The sequence below is a fragment of the Paraburkholderia xenovorans LB400 genome (genome assembly GCF_000013645.1).
Lineage (GTDB): Bacteria > Pseudomonadota > Gammaproteobacteria > Burkholderiales > Burkholderiaceae > Paraburkholderia > Paraburkholderia xenovorans.
The window spans coordinates 3,719,621-3,733,633 of record NC_007951.1 but is presented as its reverse complement, the minus strand read 5'-3'; the positions used below and the strand labels follow the sequence as shown (position 1 = coordinate 3,733,633).

General features: G+C 64.7%; 15 protein-coding genes and 2 tRNA genes. 5 read left to right on the top strand and 12 right to left on the bottom strand.

What is annotated here, in order from left to right; genetic code table 11:
* Positions 1-58: 58 nt before the first annotated feature.
* From BXE_RS16730 to fdxA, 7 genes are all read right to left on the bottom strand, one after another.
* Positions 59-382 (bottom strand): AzlD domain-containing protein, encoded by a 324-nt coding sequence (locus BXE_RS16730; RefSeq protein WP_011489418.1) that lies wholly within the window; start codon positions 380-382, stop codon positions 59-61.
* A complete protein-coding gene (locus BXE_RS16725) occupies positions 379-1,140 on the bottom strand; it encodes an AzlC family ABC transporter permease (RefSeq protein ID WP_011489417.1) in 762 nt (253 codons plus the stop codon). The genes BXE_RS16730 and BXE_RS16725 overlap by 4 nt, the downstream gene beginning before the upstream one ends.
* 95 nt (positions 1,141-1,235) lie before the next feature.
* Positions 1,236-2,066 carry a helix-turn-helix transcriptional regulator gene (locus tag BXE_RS16720; RefSeq protein ID WP_011489416.1) on the bottom strand — a complete coding sequence of 277 codons (831 nt, stop codon included), beginning with the start codon at positions 2,064-2,066 and terminating at the stop codon, positions 1,236-1,238.
* Positions 2,067-2,244: 178 nt separating this feature from the next.
* Positions 2,245-2,721: a CreA family protein gene (locus BXE_RS16715; protein ID WP_011489415.1), complete on the bottom strand. Its 477-nt coding sequence runs from the start codon at positions 2,719-2,721 to the stop codon at positions 2,245-2,247.
* A 237-nt stretch (positions 2,722-2,958) separates the two neighbouring features.
* Positions 2,959-3,034: transfer RNA gene (locus BXE_RS16710), tRNA-Asn, on the bottom strand.
* Positions 3,035-3,111: 77 nt separating this feature from the next.
* Positions 3,112-3,187: transfer RNA gene (locus tag BXE_RS16705), tRNA-Asn, on the bottom strand.
* Positions 3,188-3,303: 116 nt separating this feature from the next.
* On the bottom strand, positions 3,304-3,627 hold the full coding sequence (gene fdxA / locus BXE_RS16700; RefSeq protein ID WP_007180949.1) for a ferredoxin FdxA: 324 nt from the start codon (positions 3,625-3,627) through the stop codon (positions 3,304-3,306).
* Between the two features lie 304 nt (positions 3,628-3,931).
* Between fdxA and pncB the strand changes: the two genes are divergently transcribed.
* From pncB to BXE_RS16675, 5 genes are all read left to right on the top strand, one after another.
* Positions 3,932-5,128, top strand: coding sequence for a nicotinate phosphoribosyltransferase (gene pncB / locus BXE_RS16695; RefSeq protein ID WP_038457489.1), 1,197 nt, complete (start codon positions 3,932-3,934; stop codon positions 5,126-5,128).
* Positions 5,129-5,278: 150 nt separating this feature from the next.
* A complete protein-coding gene (locus BXE_RS16690) occupies positions 5,279-5,941 on the top strand; it encodes a LutC/YkgG family protein (protein ID WP_011489413.1) in 663 nt (220 codons plus the stop codon).
* Between the two features lie 75 nt (positions 5,942-6,016).
* Entirely contained in the window at positions 6,017-7,447 is a 1,431-nt protein-coding gene (locus BXE_RS16685) for a sodium:proton antiporter (protein WP_011489412.1), read from the top strand.
* A gap of 42 nt (positions 7,448-7,489) precedes the next feature.
* Positions 7,490-8,479, top strand: coding sequence for a 2-hydroxyacid dehydrogenase (locus BXE_RS16680; RefSeq protein WP_011489411.1), 990 nt, complete (start codon positions 7,490-7,492; stop codon positions 8,477-8,479).
* Positions 8,476-9,921, top strand: a complete 1,446-nt coding sequence (locus tag BXE_RS16675) for a DNA recombination protein RmuC (RefSeq protein ID WP_011489410.1) — start codon at positions 8,476-8,478, stop codon at positions 9,919-9,921. The genes BXE_RS16680 and BXE_RS16675 overlap by 4 nt, the downstream gene beginning before the upstream one ends.
* Positions 9,922-9,931: 10 nt before the next feature.
* On the opposite strand, the gene BXE_RS16670 is transcribed toward BXE_RS16675, so the two are convergent.
* The 5 genes from BXE_RS16670 to moaA all read right to left on the bottom strand — a co-directional run bounded on the left by BXE_RS16670 (position 9,932) and on the right by moaA (position 13,945).
* Positions 9,932-10,456 carry a GNAT family N-acetyltransferase gene (locus BXE_RS16670; RefSeq protein ID WP_011489409.1) on the bottom strand — a complete coding sequence of 175 codons (525 nt, stop codon included), beginning with the start codon at positions 10,454-10,456 and terminating at the stop codon, positions 9,932-9,934.
* The gene (locus BXE_RS16665; RefSeq protein ID WP_006053283.1) at positions 10,456-10,731 is read right to left on the bottom strand and encodes a hypothetical protein; all 276 of its coding nucleotides are present in this window, start codon (positions 10,729-10,731) and stop codon (positions 10,456-10,458) included. The genes BXE_RS16670 and BXE_RS16665 overlap by 1 nt, the downstream gene beginning before the upstream one ends.
* Positions 10,732-10,834: 103 nt before the next feature.
* Entirely contained in the window at positions 10,835-12,136 is a 1,302-nt protein-coding gene (gene glp, locus BXE_RS16660) for a molybdopterin molybdotransferase MoeA (RefSeq protein ID WP_038458605.1), read from the bottom strand.
* A gap of 74 nt (positions 12,137-12,210) precedes the next feature.
* Positions 12,211-12,825, bottom strand: coding sequence for a molybdenum cofactor guanylyltransferase MobA (mobA, locus tag BXE_RS16655; RefSeq protein ID WP_011489407.1), 615 nt, complete (start codon positions 12,823-12,825; stop codon positions 12,211-12,213).
* Between the two features lie 10 nt (positions 12,826-12,835).
* Positions 12,836-13,945 (bottom strand): GTP 3',8-cyclase MoaA, encoded by a 1,110-nt coding sequence (gene moaA, locus BXE_RS16650; RefSeq protein WP_011489406.1) that lies wholly within the window; start codon positions 13,943-13,945, stop codon positions 12,836-12,838.
* Positions 13,946-14,013: the final 68 nt, after the last annotated feature.

Genomic DNA, 14,013 nt, shown 5'->3' with positions numbered 1-14,013 from the left:
TGCGCGCGCCTGCCGCAAGCCGGGACGGCGTGGATGCCGCCACGAAAGCGGCGTGCGCCTATTTCAGCACGAGACCTTGCCAGGCAAAAAACACCGCCAGGCCGACCGCGATGGTCAGAAGCGGCCGCCGCGTCAACGCGCTGACGAGCACTGCGGACAGTGCGCCGACCAGTTGCGGATTGCGCCAGGTCAGTTCGGCGTTGCCGCCGTGCGGGGAAACCGCCATCGGCACGATGATCGCGGTCAGCACGGTGACCGGCACGAAGCCGAGGGCGGTGCGCACGAGCGGCGGAAACACCAGCCGGTCGCCGAGCACGAAGACGGCGGCGCGGATCACCCACGTGATGGCCGCCATGCCGAGAATCAGAACGACATAGTTCATCGCGACGCCTCCGCGGTCTTGCCCGTGCCGCGCAGGTTAGGCCGTGAGGTCGACAGCAGGACGCCGACCGCCACGCCCGCGAATACTGCGCCCAGCAACCCGAGTCTGTATGGCCATGCCTGCCAGAAGAAGGCCAGCGTGCCCGCGGTGACGGCCGCCGCGATATAGCGCAACGCGACGAGTTGCGGCACGACGATCGCGATGAAGGTGGCGACCATCGCGAAATCGAGGCCGAGCGATTGCAGCCCCGGAAACGCCGCGCCGAACAACAGGCCGGCGACGGTCCAGATCTGCCAGTTCAGATACATGGCGAGACCCGCGCCGAAGAAGTAATGCGGGCCGACGGTGCCGGGCTCCCTATGCCGGTAATGTTCCCACGCGACGGCAAAGACTTCGTCCGTGAGCAGCGCGCCGAGCGCCCAGCGCCAGCGTGCCGACAGATGCGCGACGTGTGGTGCGAGCGTGGCGCTGTACAGCACATGACGCAGATTGACCACGAGCGTGGTCGCCCAGATTACGGCGAAACTGGCGTGACCGGCGATCAGGCCGAGTGCGATGAACTGCGCGGAGCCGGCGAACACGACGAGCGACATCAGCTGGCCGTGCCATAAGTGCAGCGGGCCGGACGCGACGAGGGTGCCGAAAATGACGCCGAAAGGCGCCGCGCCGACCATCATCGGAATGATGTCGCGCGCGCCCGCGGTGAACTCTTTTAAATGGCCCTGGCTGGTGGGCTGGGCTTCGGTGCGATGGATCAATCTTGCCTCCTTGGTTCTGGAAGCATAGCGGGGGTGGCCGGGCGGGGCTTGTACGTTCTTGCGGGGCTGGGCTGGGCTGCTGCATTGCTGGCAGGTCAGGCGGCCTGCCAGCGTCCCGGCGGCACGCCGAACATGCGCCGGAAGTGTCGCGTGAAATGGCTCTGGTCGGTGAAACCGCTGGCCGCGGCGACGTCCGTGACCGACACGCCGGCGCGCAGTGGGGCGAGCGCGCGTTGCAGGCGCACCTGATTGCGCCATGCGTGAGGCGGCAGACCGGTCGTTTGAGTGAAAAGACGCGCCGCGTGGAACGGCGAGAGGCTTGCCGCCCGGGCCACTTCGGCGAGCGTCACGGGTTCGGCGAGGTCCGCCGTCAAGCACTCCTGCATGAGCGCCACGCGAGCGTCGTCGGTGGCGAGGCGCGAGCGCTCCGGGCGCGTTTGCGCATAGCGCACCAGCAGCGTGGACAACGCGTCGAGCATGGCGGCTTCGGCGGCGAGCGCGTCGCCGCCGGCCTCCAGCAGACGATGCGCTTGCGCCAGCCGCGTAGCCAGATCAGGATCGCGGATCACGCCAGGCGCAAACCACGGCAAGGCTTGCGGTTTGCCGCTGATTTCATTGGCGAGATCGTGGATGAACTCCACCGGCGCATACATCACGCGATACCGCCAGCCTGCCTCGACCGCCTTCGAGCCGGTGTGCAACTCGCCGGGGTTGATGATCGGCACGCTGCCGGCTTCGGCGACATAGTCGGAACCGAGATACCGATACTCTTCGGCGCCCGCGACGATCACCGGAATCGTGTACGCATCGTGCCAATGCGGCGTGAACTCGTGATCGTGGTATTCGGCCGTGAGCAGATCCGCGCCGGGCAGAAGCGGCGTGCGCCAGTAGCGGGCGGAGTCCTGGAAACGATGGGCGGTAGTCATGGTGAAGGTCCGGCAGGACCGGTCAGTGTAGCGCGTCGGGACTGGCGCCGCTTCATCGGCTGGCGCTCGTTCCACGGCTTCACGCCGCTGCTTCACGCCGCTGCTTCACACCGCCGCTTCACACCGCCGCTTCACACCACAGTGCCGGCCGGGTGCGTTTTGCCACCGGGTGGAATGCTTACTTGAGCGGGATCGTGATGCCGGCGGGAATCGGCACGGCGCTCACGCTGTTCTTCGCGCTGCCGCTGACGACCCGATCGCTGTAGGTGAGATACACCAGCGAGTTGCGCTTCGCGTCCACCACGCGCACCACGTGCAGCGACTTGAAGATGAGCGACATGCTCACGGAGAACACGTCGGCCTGCTGCTTCACCGGACCCGTGAAATGAATCGCGCCGACCTGGCGGCAGGCGATCGACGCCTCGGTGGGATCTTCAGCGATGCCGAGCGTCCCCTTGACGCCGCCGGTACGCGCCCGCGACACGTAGCAGGTCACGCCCTGAACCAGTGGATCGTCATAGGCTTCCACGACCACACGGTCGGAACCCGTGATGCGGAAATTGGTATTGACGCTGCCGACTTCTTCGCTGTGTGCCGAGGGCAGCAGAAGTGCGGCGGCCGCCGCGAGCGCGATGCTCAACAAAGTGGATTTCATGGGATCGCCAGAGATTGAGCGCCTGGGTGGGCGCGGGGTGCGTGCCGGAAACCGCCATCGTATAACGGCGAGCGGATCATAGGGCTCGTATGGATGAGCCAGTTCAGCGCGCCCGTGCCTGTTGGGGATTGCGGCGCGAGCATCGACTGCGAGATGTGCCGGCGGGGTGATACGGCGTCCAGAAAATATGACGCGTAAAACAAAAAGGCCCGCACGGATGCGGGCCTTTCAAAATTTTGGCTCCTCGACCTGGGCTCGAACCAGGGACCTACGGATTAACAGTCCGGCGCTCTACCGACTGAGCTATCGAGGAACAGCAGTACAGCTTGATCAAATACAGCCTGATCTACATAAAAAAGCCCGTCTTGGTTAACGGGCTTTTGCAATTCTTGGCTCCTCGACCTGGGCTCGAACCAGGGACCTACGGATTAACAGTCCGGCGCTCTACCGACTGAGCTATCGAGGAACAGAACAACAACAGCAGAGAAACAAAATTGTAGGAGGAGCTTAAGCGGCTGTCAATACCCTGCGCTCATCTCGATTTCATTCGAATTCGGCTGCGCACGCGGCAGGCAGCGAGGTTCAGCGTACGAGCAACTCGAGCTTGTCCTTCACGTCTTTGAACTCGTCCGCTTCCGGCAACGGTGCCTTGGTCTTGGTGATGCTCGGCCAGCTTTTCGCGAGATCGGCATTCAGTTCGATGAAGTTCTGCTGGTCGCCCGGCACGTCTTCTTCGGCATAAATGGCGTTCACCGGGCATTCGGCCACGCACACTGCGCAGTCGATGCATTCATCGGGGTCGATCGCGAGGAAGTTGGGACCTTCGCGAAAGCAGTCCACCGGGCACACATCGACACAGTCGGTATAGCGGCACTTGATGCAGCTTTCGGTCACAACGTGAGTCATTCAGGCAGCTCCTGCATGCGGTATCTGGGGAGGCGCAAACGCCAAAAGCGCTATTGTATCGTAACGTCAAGAGGCGCATGCAGCATCGGACCACGCCTTTTATACGTTTTCGTGATTAGTTTATGGCGGCCCTCGAAGTCGCTTCCCGCTGCACGCGGCGCGCGAGTCCGGCGGCGCGCTGAATCCGGACGCATTCGGGTAACATGCGTGAGGTCGGTGCGCACGGGGCGTGCCGTATGCGCATGGGTGAGTCGGACCTTTCGTGTCGGGCCTTCCGTTTTCCTGCAGTTCAGTTCGCACCATCATGATTATTACTTCGCTGCTCGACACCGATCTGTACAAGTTCACGATGATGCAAGTGGTCTTGCATCACTTTCCCGCAGCGAACGTCGAATATCGCTTCCGTTGCCGCACGCCGAACGTCGATCTCGTGCCGTATATCGGCGAGATTCGCGACGAAGTGCGCAAGCTCTGCCAACTCCGCTTCACCGACGACGAACTCGACTACCTGCGCCGCATGCGCTTCATCAAGGGCGACTTCATCGAGTTTCTCGCGCTGTTCCATCTGAACGAAAAATACATTTCGATCGGGCCTTCGCCCAAGGGCAATGGCGAAATCGACATCGAGATCAAGGGGCCGTGGCTGCATACGATCCTGTTCGAGATTCCGATGCTCGCGATCGTCAACGAAGTCTACTTCCGCAACACCCAGCAAAAGCCGGACTATAGCGAAGGGCGCGGCCGTCTCGTCGAGAAGATCAAGCTCCTCGGCGCGCGTCCGGAATTCGCCGACTGCAAGATCGCCGACTACGGTACGCGCCGCCGCTTCTCGAAGCAATGGCACGAGGAAGTGATCCTCAAGCTCAAAGAGGGCCTCGGCGAGCAGTTCGCCGGCACCAGCAACGTCTTCTACGCAATGAAGCACGGCCTCACGCCGCTCGGCACGATGGCGCACGAATACCTGCAGGCGTGTCAGGCGCTCGGTCCGCGGCTGCGCGATTCGCAGATTTTCGGCTTCGAGATGTGGGCCAAGGAATACCGCGGCGACCTGGGTATCGCGCTGTCCGACGTGTACGGCATGGAGGCGTTCCTGCGCGACTTCGACATGTATTTCTGCAAGCTGTTCGACGGCGCGCGCCACGATTCCGGCGACCCGTTCGACTGGGGCGAACGTCTGCTCAAGCACTACGAAGCGAATCGCTGCGACCCGCGCACCAAGATCCTCGTATTTTCCGACGCACTCGACATTCCCAAAGTGCTGCAACTCTACGAGCGCTTTCGCGGCCGCTGCAAGCTGGCGTTCGGCGTGGGCACGAACCTGACCAACGACCTCGGCTATAACCCGCTGCAGATCGTCATCAAGATGGTTCGCTGCAACGGCCAGCCGGTGGCGAAGCTGTCGGACTCGCCGGGCAAGAACATGTGCGAAGACAAGGCTTACCTCGCTTACCTGCGCCAGGTGTTCGGCATTGCGCAGCCCGAGGAAGAGGCGGCGAAGTAACGCGGCTCGCAGCCGGCTATGGCAACTGGCTATAGCGTAAGCCGCGTGGGCGATGCGCGGCAATCGGCCATTCGGCCAGGGTGGTCGCGCACAAGGCGGCCGGTATAATTCCCGCCATCCCGCACGGCTGTCGACACGAGGACTTCGCACATGGATACATCGATTGCCCGCCGCAACATACTGGCCCGCATCCGCGCAGCGCAAGGGCGTGAGCCGGAGCCTTCCGCCGCCGAGCGCGAAGCCGCCGCGGACTACCTGGCGCGCCATCCTGCCGGGCCGCGTCCGGAGATGCCGGCTGATCTCGTCGCGCGCTTCATCGAACAAGCTCGCAAAATGGCGACCACGGTCGATTCGGTCGAGGCACTGAGCGACGTGCCGGCTGCGGCGCATCGCTACCTCACGCAACACGCGTTGCCGTTGCAGGCCATTGCCTGGCAAACGCTGCAGGAATTGCAGTGGGCCGAAGCCGGCCTCACCGTCGAATTCCGCAAGCCGCGAGACGGCGACGTGGTCGGTCTCACCGGCTGCTTCTGCGCGACCGCCGAGACCGGCACGCTCGTGCTGCTGTCGGGGCCGGAAACTTATGCATCGGCCGGTTTGCTGCCGGAAACGCACATTGCCGTCGTACCGGCTTCGCGCATCGTGTCGGGTCATGAAGAGGCGTTCGAACTGATCCGCAAAGAGCGCGGTGAACTTCCGCGCGCGGTCAATTTCGTCTCCGGGCCTTCGCGTACCGGCGATATCGAGCAGACCATCGTGCTCGGCGCGCATGGGCCTTACCGGGTGCATGTGATTGTCGTGCAGGGCGTCTGAGCGGCAAGCGCGGCTGTGCCACGGGGCGCATGTGCTCACGCGTGGCCGCCGGCAATAACAAGGACTTCAAACGCTATGAAAGGACGTGCCGTCTGCACGGGCATGGGGCTCGCGGCTGCATTGACGCTGGCTGGCTGGCCGCAACTGGCCTCCGCCGCCACGCTTGACGGCGCCGCCATGTCGGCGTTGTGGGGGCTGCCGTTCGCGGCCATGCTGCTGTCGATCGCGGTGTTTCCGCTGATCGCGCCGGTGTTCTGGCATCACCATTTCGGCAAGATCGCGGCTGCGTGGGCGCTCGTGTTCCTCGTGCCGTTCGCACTCAGCTTCGGTACCGGCGTCGCGTTCGGCACGCTCGTGCATGCGCTGCTCGAAGAATACATTCCGTTCATTGTGCTGCTGACGGCGCTGTACACGGTGGCGGGCGGGATCTGCGTGCGCGGCAATCTGCACGGCACGCCGCGTCTGAACACCGGGATTCTCGCGCTCGGCACGTTGCTCGCGAGCATCATGGGCACGACTGGCGCGGCCATGCTGCTGATCCGCCCGTTGCTGCGCGCCAACGACAATCGCAAGCACGTGGTGCATGTGGTCGTGTTTTTCATCTTCCTGGTGGCGAACGCGGGCGGCTCGCTTTCGCCGCTGGGCGACCCGCCGCTCTTTCTCGGCTTTCTGCAGGGCGTGAGTTTCTTCTGGACCACCACGCATCTGGCGCTGCCGATGCTGTTCGTCTGCGGGGTGTTGCTGATCGGTTTCCATGCGCTCGATTCGTACTACTTTCACCGGCGCGAAGAAGAGCGCTCGCGCTTTCTCGATCCCACGCCCGACTCGTCGCTGCTCGGCATCGACGGCAAGATCAATTTCGTGCTTCTGGCCGCGGTGGTCGCGCTCGTGCTGCTGAGCGGACTATGGAAGCCGGGCGTGGAGTTCGACGTGTTCGGCACGCACGTCGCGCTGCAAAATGCCGTGCGCGATGGCGCGCTGATCGGCGTCACGTTGCTCTCGTTGGCGCTCACGCCGCGCGCGGCTCGCGCGGGCAACGACTTCAACTGGGCGCCGATCGAAGAGGTGGCCAAACTGTTCGCCGGCATCTTCGTGACGATCGCGCCGGTCATCACGATCCTGCGGGCGGGCGAGGCGGGGGCCTTCGCCGGCATCGTCCATCTGGTCAACGACGCATCGGGCCGGCCGCACGACCTGATGTACTTCTGGACGACCGGGCTGCTATCTTCGTTTCTCGACAACGCGCCGACTTACCTCGTGTTCTTCAACCTGGCCGGCGGCGACGCGCAGGCGCTCATGACCACCGGCGCCACCACGCTCGCGGCGATCTCCGCGGGCGCGGTGTTCATGGGCGCGAACACGTATATCGGCAATGCGCCGAACTTCATGGTGAAAGCGATCGCCGAGTCGCGCGGCGTTCGCATGCCGGGTTTTTTCGCGTATCTGGGCTGGTCCGCCGCGGTGTTGTTGCCGCTTTTCCTCGTCACCGGCTGGCTCTTTTTCTGACGTCGAGGCAATCGAACTCGACGCGCTACACGGAGAATTGCAATGCAGAAGATCCTCGTCGCCCGTCCGATCTTTCCCGATGTGATCGAACGGCTCAAACAGTATTTCGACGTCGACTGGAATCAGGGCGACGTATTGTCCGCTGACGAACTGACACGCCGTCTCGCGGACAAAGACGGCGCGCTGACCGCGGGCGAGCCGATTGGCGCTGCCGTGCTCGCGGCGGCGCCGCGCCTGCGCGTGGTGTCGAATATGGCGGTGGGCTACAACAACTTCGACATGACCGCCTTCAACGCGGCTAACGTGCTCGGCACCAACACGCCGGACGTGCTGAACGAATCGACGGCGGATTTCGGCTGGGCGCTGATGATGGCGGCGGCGCGCCGCATCGCCGAATCGGAGCACTGGCTGCGCGCGGGCAAGTGGCAGAAGTGGACGTATGACGGTTTCCTCGGCAGCGATCTGTACGGCTCGACGCTCGGCGTGATCGGCATGGGCCGGATCGGCCAGGCGCTGGCGCGCCGTGCGAAGGGCTTCAACATGCAGGTGATTTATCACAATCGTTCGCGCGTCGCGCCGGAGATCGAGGCCGAGCTGAACGCCGGATATGTGTCGAAGCAGGATCTGTTGCGGCGCGCCGATCACGTCGTGCTCGTCCTTCCGTACACGAAGGAAAACCATCACACGATCGGCGCGGCCGAACTCGCGCTGATGAAGCCGAGCGCGACGCTTACCAACATCGCACGCGGCGGCATTGTCGACGACGCGGCGCTCGTCGAGGCATTGCGCTCGAAGCAGATCGCAGCAGCCGGTCTCGATGTGTTCGAAGGCGAGCCGAATCTGAATCGGGACCTCCTGAGCGTGCCGAATGTCGTGCTGACGCCGCACATTGCCAGCGCGACCGAAGCCACGCGCCGCGCTATGGCGAATCTTGCCGCGGACAATCTGATCGCGGGGCTGGGTGAAGGCCCGCGCGCGGGCCGGCCGCCGAATCCGGTCAATCCCGGGGTTATCGGCAAGGCGCGTTCATGACCATGATTCTGGTGGCGGCCGTCGCGGTGCTGGCGGTCGCATTGGTCATCGCGCTGGCTTTGCTGATGCGCGGTCATAGCGCCGGGAACCGCGAACACTTCGAACTGCTCAGCGAGCGCATGGACGCCGCGACCGACGCGCAGGCGCACGCCTATGAGCGCCTCGAACGGCAACTGCGCAATGACATCGCCGAGACCGCGCGCGTGTCGCGTACCGAGCAGAGCAGCGGCTTTGCGCATTTTCAGCAGACGCTGGCCGCGCAGTTCAGCAGTATGACGACGGTGCAGGGCGGCAAGATCGACGGATTCGCGCAGCAGCTCGACGCCGTGCGCCACAGTCTGCAGGCGCAGGCCCAGCAGGCGCGCGACGAGCAGGGCCGCTCGCTCAAACAGTTCGGCGACACGCTGAGCCTGCAGCTTGGCCAGCTCACGGAGGCGAACGATCGCCGTTTCGCCGAGGTGCGGGCGACCATCGAACAGCGGCTGAAGGATATCGAGACGAACAACTCGGTCAAGCTGGAGGAGATGCGCCGCACCGTCGACGAAAAGCTGCACGCCACGCTCGAACAGCGTCTGGGTGAGTCGTTCAAGCTGGTGTCCGACCGGCTCGAGCAGGTCCATCGCGGTCTGGGCGAGATGCAGACGCTGGCGGCGGGCGTCGGCGATCTGAAGAAGGTGCTCACCAATGTGAAGACACGCGGCACGTGGGGCGAGGTGCAACTGGAAGCGTTGCTCGAACAACTGCTCACCGCGGATCAGTACGCGAAGAACATCGCGACGGTGCCGAAGAGCACGGAGCGCGTCGAGTTTGCGATCAGGCTGCCGGGGCGCGCGGAGGCTGGCGCTGCGGCCACGCCGGTCTGGCTGCCCATCGACGCCAAGTTTCCGCGCGAAGACTACGAGCGTCTGATCGAAGCGCAGGAGCGCGCCGATCCGGTCGCGGTGGAAGAAGCGTCACGCGCGCTCGAAGCGCGGATTCGCGCCGAGGCACGCACGATCGCCGAGAAGTACGTGTCGCCGCCGCACACCACGGATTTCGCGTTGCTGTTCCTGCCGACCGAAGGTTTATACGCAGAGGTATTGCGTCGGCCGGGCCTCACGGACCTGCTGCAACGCGACTACCGTGTGACGATTGCGGGGCCGACCACGCTGACCGCCTTGCTCAATAGCTTGCAGATGGGTTTCCGCACGCTCGCGATCGAAAAGCGCTCGAGCGAGGTGTGGCAGGTGCTCGGCGCGGTGAAAACGGAGTTCGGCAAGTTCGGTGATGTGCTGGCCAAAACAAAGGCGCAACTGGAAACCGTCACGCGTTCCATCGAGGCGGCGGAAACGCGCACCCGTGTCATGAGCCGCAGATTGCGCGACGTCGAGGCATTGCCTGGCGAGGAAGCGAGCGGGTTGCTCGGCGACGCGCTGTCGGGTGTGGAACCCGAAGAGCAATGAGGGTACTGGGTTAACGCAGAGGTGATGGGGCAGGCGCGAGAGGTTGACCTGCGTCAGCCCCCGCCGCCAGCTGTTCGAGCGCGTTACCCGTCAGGCGCACCACGCGCCAGTCCGGCATGACGGTCGCGCCCATCTTTTCGTAGAAGCTGATGGCCTGCCGGTTCCAGTCCAGCACGGTCCATTCGAACCGCCCGCATTGCCGTTCCACCGCCAGTGCGGCGAGGCGCCGAAGCAATGCGGTGCCCAGACCGCTGCCGCGTTGCGAGGGTTGTACATAGACGTCTTCGAGATACAGTCCGCGCTTGCCGACGAAACTCGAGTAGTTGTGGAAGAACAGCGCATAGCCGACGATGCGGCTTTCGTTTTCCGCGACCAGCGCCTCGATGGAAGGCCGCGCGCCGAACAGCGCGTCGTGCAGGCCTTCTTCGGTCGCGACGAACACATGCGTGAGGCTTTCGAATTCCGCGAGCTCGTACGTCAGCGCGAAGATCGCGCCGGTATCCGCGGGCGTGGCGGCACGGATCGTCGCGGGCATTACGCTTCTTCCGGGGCGTCGGTCAGCTGGATTTCAATACCGCCGAAGCGCGACGCAACCCAGTTGTATGCGTGGCATGCGATCCACAGCAGGATGAAGCCGAGAATCGCATTCAGCAGCAGCGCGCTGAACACCGTGCTCAGCTCCACCGAGCCATAGCGCACGAACGCGACCAGTACGCCCAGCAGCACGATCGGTACCGAAAACGTCAGGTACACGAGGATCAGTGCTTTGGCCGTCTGTCCCGGTGCAATGAACGAGATCTGTTTTTTCATGTAAGTCAAACCCGTGTGTCGTAGTGGTAATGGGTGAAGCTGTAAATGAGCCGCCTGTTGACTGCCTGTTCACCGCTGGTGAGAGCGTGCCGCGAGCCGGGCGTCAGATGAGACCGTCGAACAGCATGATCGCGACGCGTTCGCCTTCGCCAATCTCACCTTCATCGTGTCCGAGCACGATGAAGCAGTTGGCTTCGCTCATCGAACTCAGCACGCCCGAGCTTTGCGAGCCGGTTGGCGTGACATGCCATTGTCCGTGCGCGTCCGGTTCGGCGACGCCACGCTGGAACTCGGTGCGGCCGGCGCGTTTGCGGATCGCCTGCCGGCTCACGGCGTGAATGACCGGCAGCGGTTGCGGTGTGGCGCCCGACATCAGCAGCAGCACTTCGCGCACGATCTGATAGAAGGTCACCATCACGGCGACCGGATTGCCCGGCAAACCGAAGAATAACGCGGGAAGCCCAAGACCCGGCCGTTCGCCGGACCAGACGCGGCCGAAGGCAAGCGGGCGGCCCGGCCGCATGGCGAGACTCCAGAAGGCGACGTCGCCGAAAGTCTGCAGCAGCTGCCTGGTGAAATCCGCCTCGCCGACCGAGACGCCGCCCGAGGTCAGCACCACGTCGGCGCTCGCCGCGGCGCTGCGCAGGGCGGCTTCCATCGCGGCCGGCTCGTCGCGCACCACGCCGAGATCGAGCGTGTCGATATTCAGGCGCCGCAGCATGGCGAACAGCGTGTAGCGGTTGCTGTCGTACACGCAGCCCGGGCCGAGCGGTTCGCCGAGCGAGCGCAATTCGTCGCCGGTCGAAAAGAAGGCGACGCGCAAACGCCGCCTGACACTGATTTCGCCGATGCCGAGCGAGGCCAGCAAACCGAGGTCCGACGCGCGCATGATGCGGCCCGCCCGCAACGCAATATGACCGCGTGCGAGATCTTCGCCGGCGAGGCGGCGGTTCGCGCCGGCCGCCACGGCGTTGGCGGCGAAGCGGATCGAACTGGCGCCGGCGGCGCGCTCGACGAGTTCCTGCGGCACGACCGTGTCGCAGCCGGCAGGCATGCAGGCGCCGGTCATGACGCGCACGCATTGTGTGGTTTCGACGCGGCCCGTGAACGGGTGCCCGGCCAGCGCTTTGCCGACCACGGCCAGCTCGACGCCGGCGCCGCCGCCGGCGAGTGCCGCGCGGTTGAACGCGTAGCCGTCCATCGCGGAGTTGTCGTGGGCGGGGACGTCGATCGGCGACACGATATCGGCCGCGAGCACGCGGTCGAGCGCGTCGCGCAGCGGCACGCGTTCAATGGCCGTGACCGGTGCGGCCCACTGGCGAACAATCGCCTGAGCGGCCGGGACGGGTAGCGCGTGAGGATCGTACTGCGCGACGCAGCGGGAGAATTCGTTAAGCGTGGTCATGAAGAGCTGGACGTCGCGGCCGGGGGCGGCAGCGGCAGTTGCCGCGCGGCCGGAGCGGAATTTCAACCGGGGCCTCAATCACGTTCGAGGTCGGCGAGTTCTTGTAGCGAATTGATATTGTAAAACGCGCGCTCGTCGGTAAAGACGACTTCCACCGTCTTGTGGCGCGCGTACCACGTGCGGACTTTGCGCTCGCCGGCTTCCAGAAAGGCCGATAGATCGTCCGCGAGATCTCTGCGCAACAGCGCGAAGACCGGATGCAGGGACACCCGGCCGTGCGCGTCGGTGGTGCTGACCGTGGCGATGTCGGCGCCGTTGGAGTCCAGCGCGTGCGCGAGGCGCTCGGCCAGTTCGGCGGGCAGCCACGGCGAGTCGCAGGGCGCGCTGAGCACATAGCCGGTTCCGGCTGCGCGCAAGCCGGCGAGCAGGCCTGCCAGCGGGCCTGGAAATCCGGCCAGCGTATCGGCCACGACCGTGGCGCCGAACGGCGCACCGAGTGCGGCGTAAGCCTCCAGATGACGATTCGCGCTGATCAGCCGGGCGCCGGTTTGCGGCGCGAGGCGCTCGAGCACGTGGGCGGCGAGCGGCTCGCCGTGCAGCGTTTGCAGGCCCTTGTCGGCACCGCCCATGCGTGTGCCGCGGCCGCCAGCGAGCAAAAGGCCGGTAATGTGTTCGCGTGCAGGTTTCATGCGCCGCCGCTCAGCCGCCGATGTACGACATTTCGACCCGGCGGCCGTCGCGAACGCGCGAATCGGCGGACTGGCTGCCGCGCAGTTGCGAATAGCGGTCGCCGCGGCCTTGCCAGATTTCGGCGACGGCAGTGGCGATATCGGCATCGCCCGAACCGTTGCGCACCAGCGTGCGCAGGTCGTGCCCCGCCGACGCGAACAGGCACAGATAGAGCTTGCCTTCGGTGGAAAGACGCGCTCGCGTGCAACTGCCGCAAAAGGCGCGCGTCACGCTCGAAATCACGCCGATCTCACCGCCGCCGTCCACATAACCCCAGCGCTGGGCGGTCTCGGCGGCGCTGTGCGCTTCGAGCGGCGCGAGCGGGAAGTGTTCGGCGATGCGGGTGACCACGTCGGCGGACGGGAGCACTTCGGTCATATTCCAACCGTTCGAGGTGCCGACGTCCATGTATTCGATAAAGCGCAGTACCGCGCCCGAACCTTTGAAATGACGCGCCATCGGCACGATTTCGCCGTCGTTGGTGCCGCGTTTGACGACCATGTTCACCTTGACCGGCGCGAGGCCTACCGCATGCGCGGCGGCAATGCCGTCCAGCACGTCGGCAACGGCGAAGTCGGCGTCGTTCATGCGGCGAAACAGTGTGTCGTCGAGCGCGTCCAGACTCACCGTGACGCGGGTCAGACCGGCGTCCTTCAGGCTGCGTGCCTTGCGCTCCAGCAGCGAACCGTTGGTGGTCAGCGTCAGATCGAGCGGGCGGCCTGCCGGCGTGGTCAGGCGCGCGAGCCGGTCGATCAGGAACTCCAGATTCTTGCGCAGCAGCGGTTCGCCGCCCGTCAGACGGATTTTTTCGACGCCATGCGCGACGAAGATCCGCGCCAGCCGTTCAATTTCCTCGAAGCTCAGCAACGCGCTGTGCGGCAGGAACGTGTAGTCCTTGTCGAACACCGCGCGGGGCATGCAGTAGACGCACCGGAAATTGCAGCGATCCGTGACCGAAATGCGCAGATCGCGCAACGGGCGCGCGAGCGTGTCGTGCAGCGCGCCGCTGGGCGTCTGCACGGGGCCGGCAATCACCGGCACGGCACTGAGATCGGCAACAGGGATGATGCGTCGGGACATGAATTGCTTCGGTTAGTGCTTTAAATCAAAGCCAGACATTCATTCTATCGGAAATGCCTCCGGCGGCA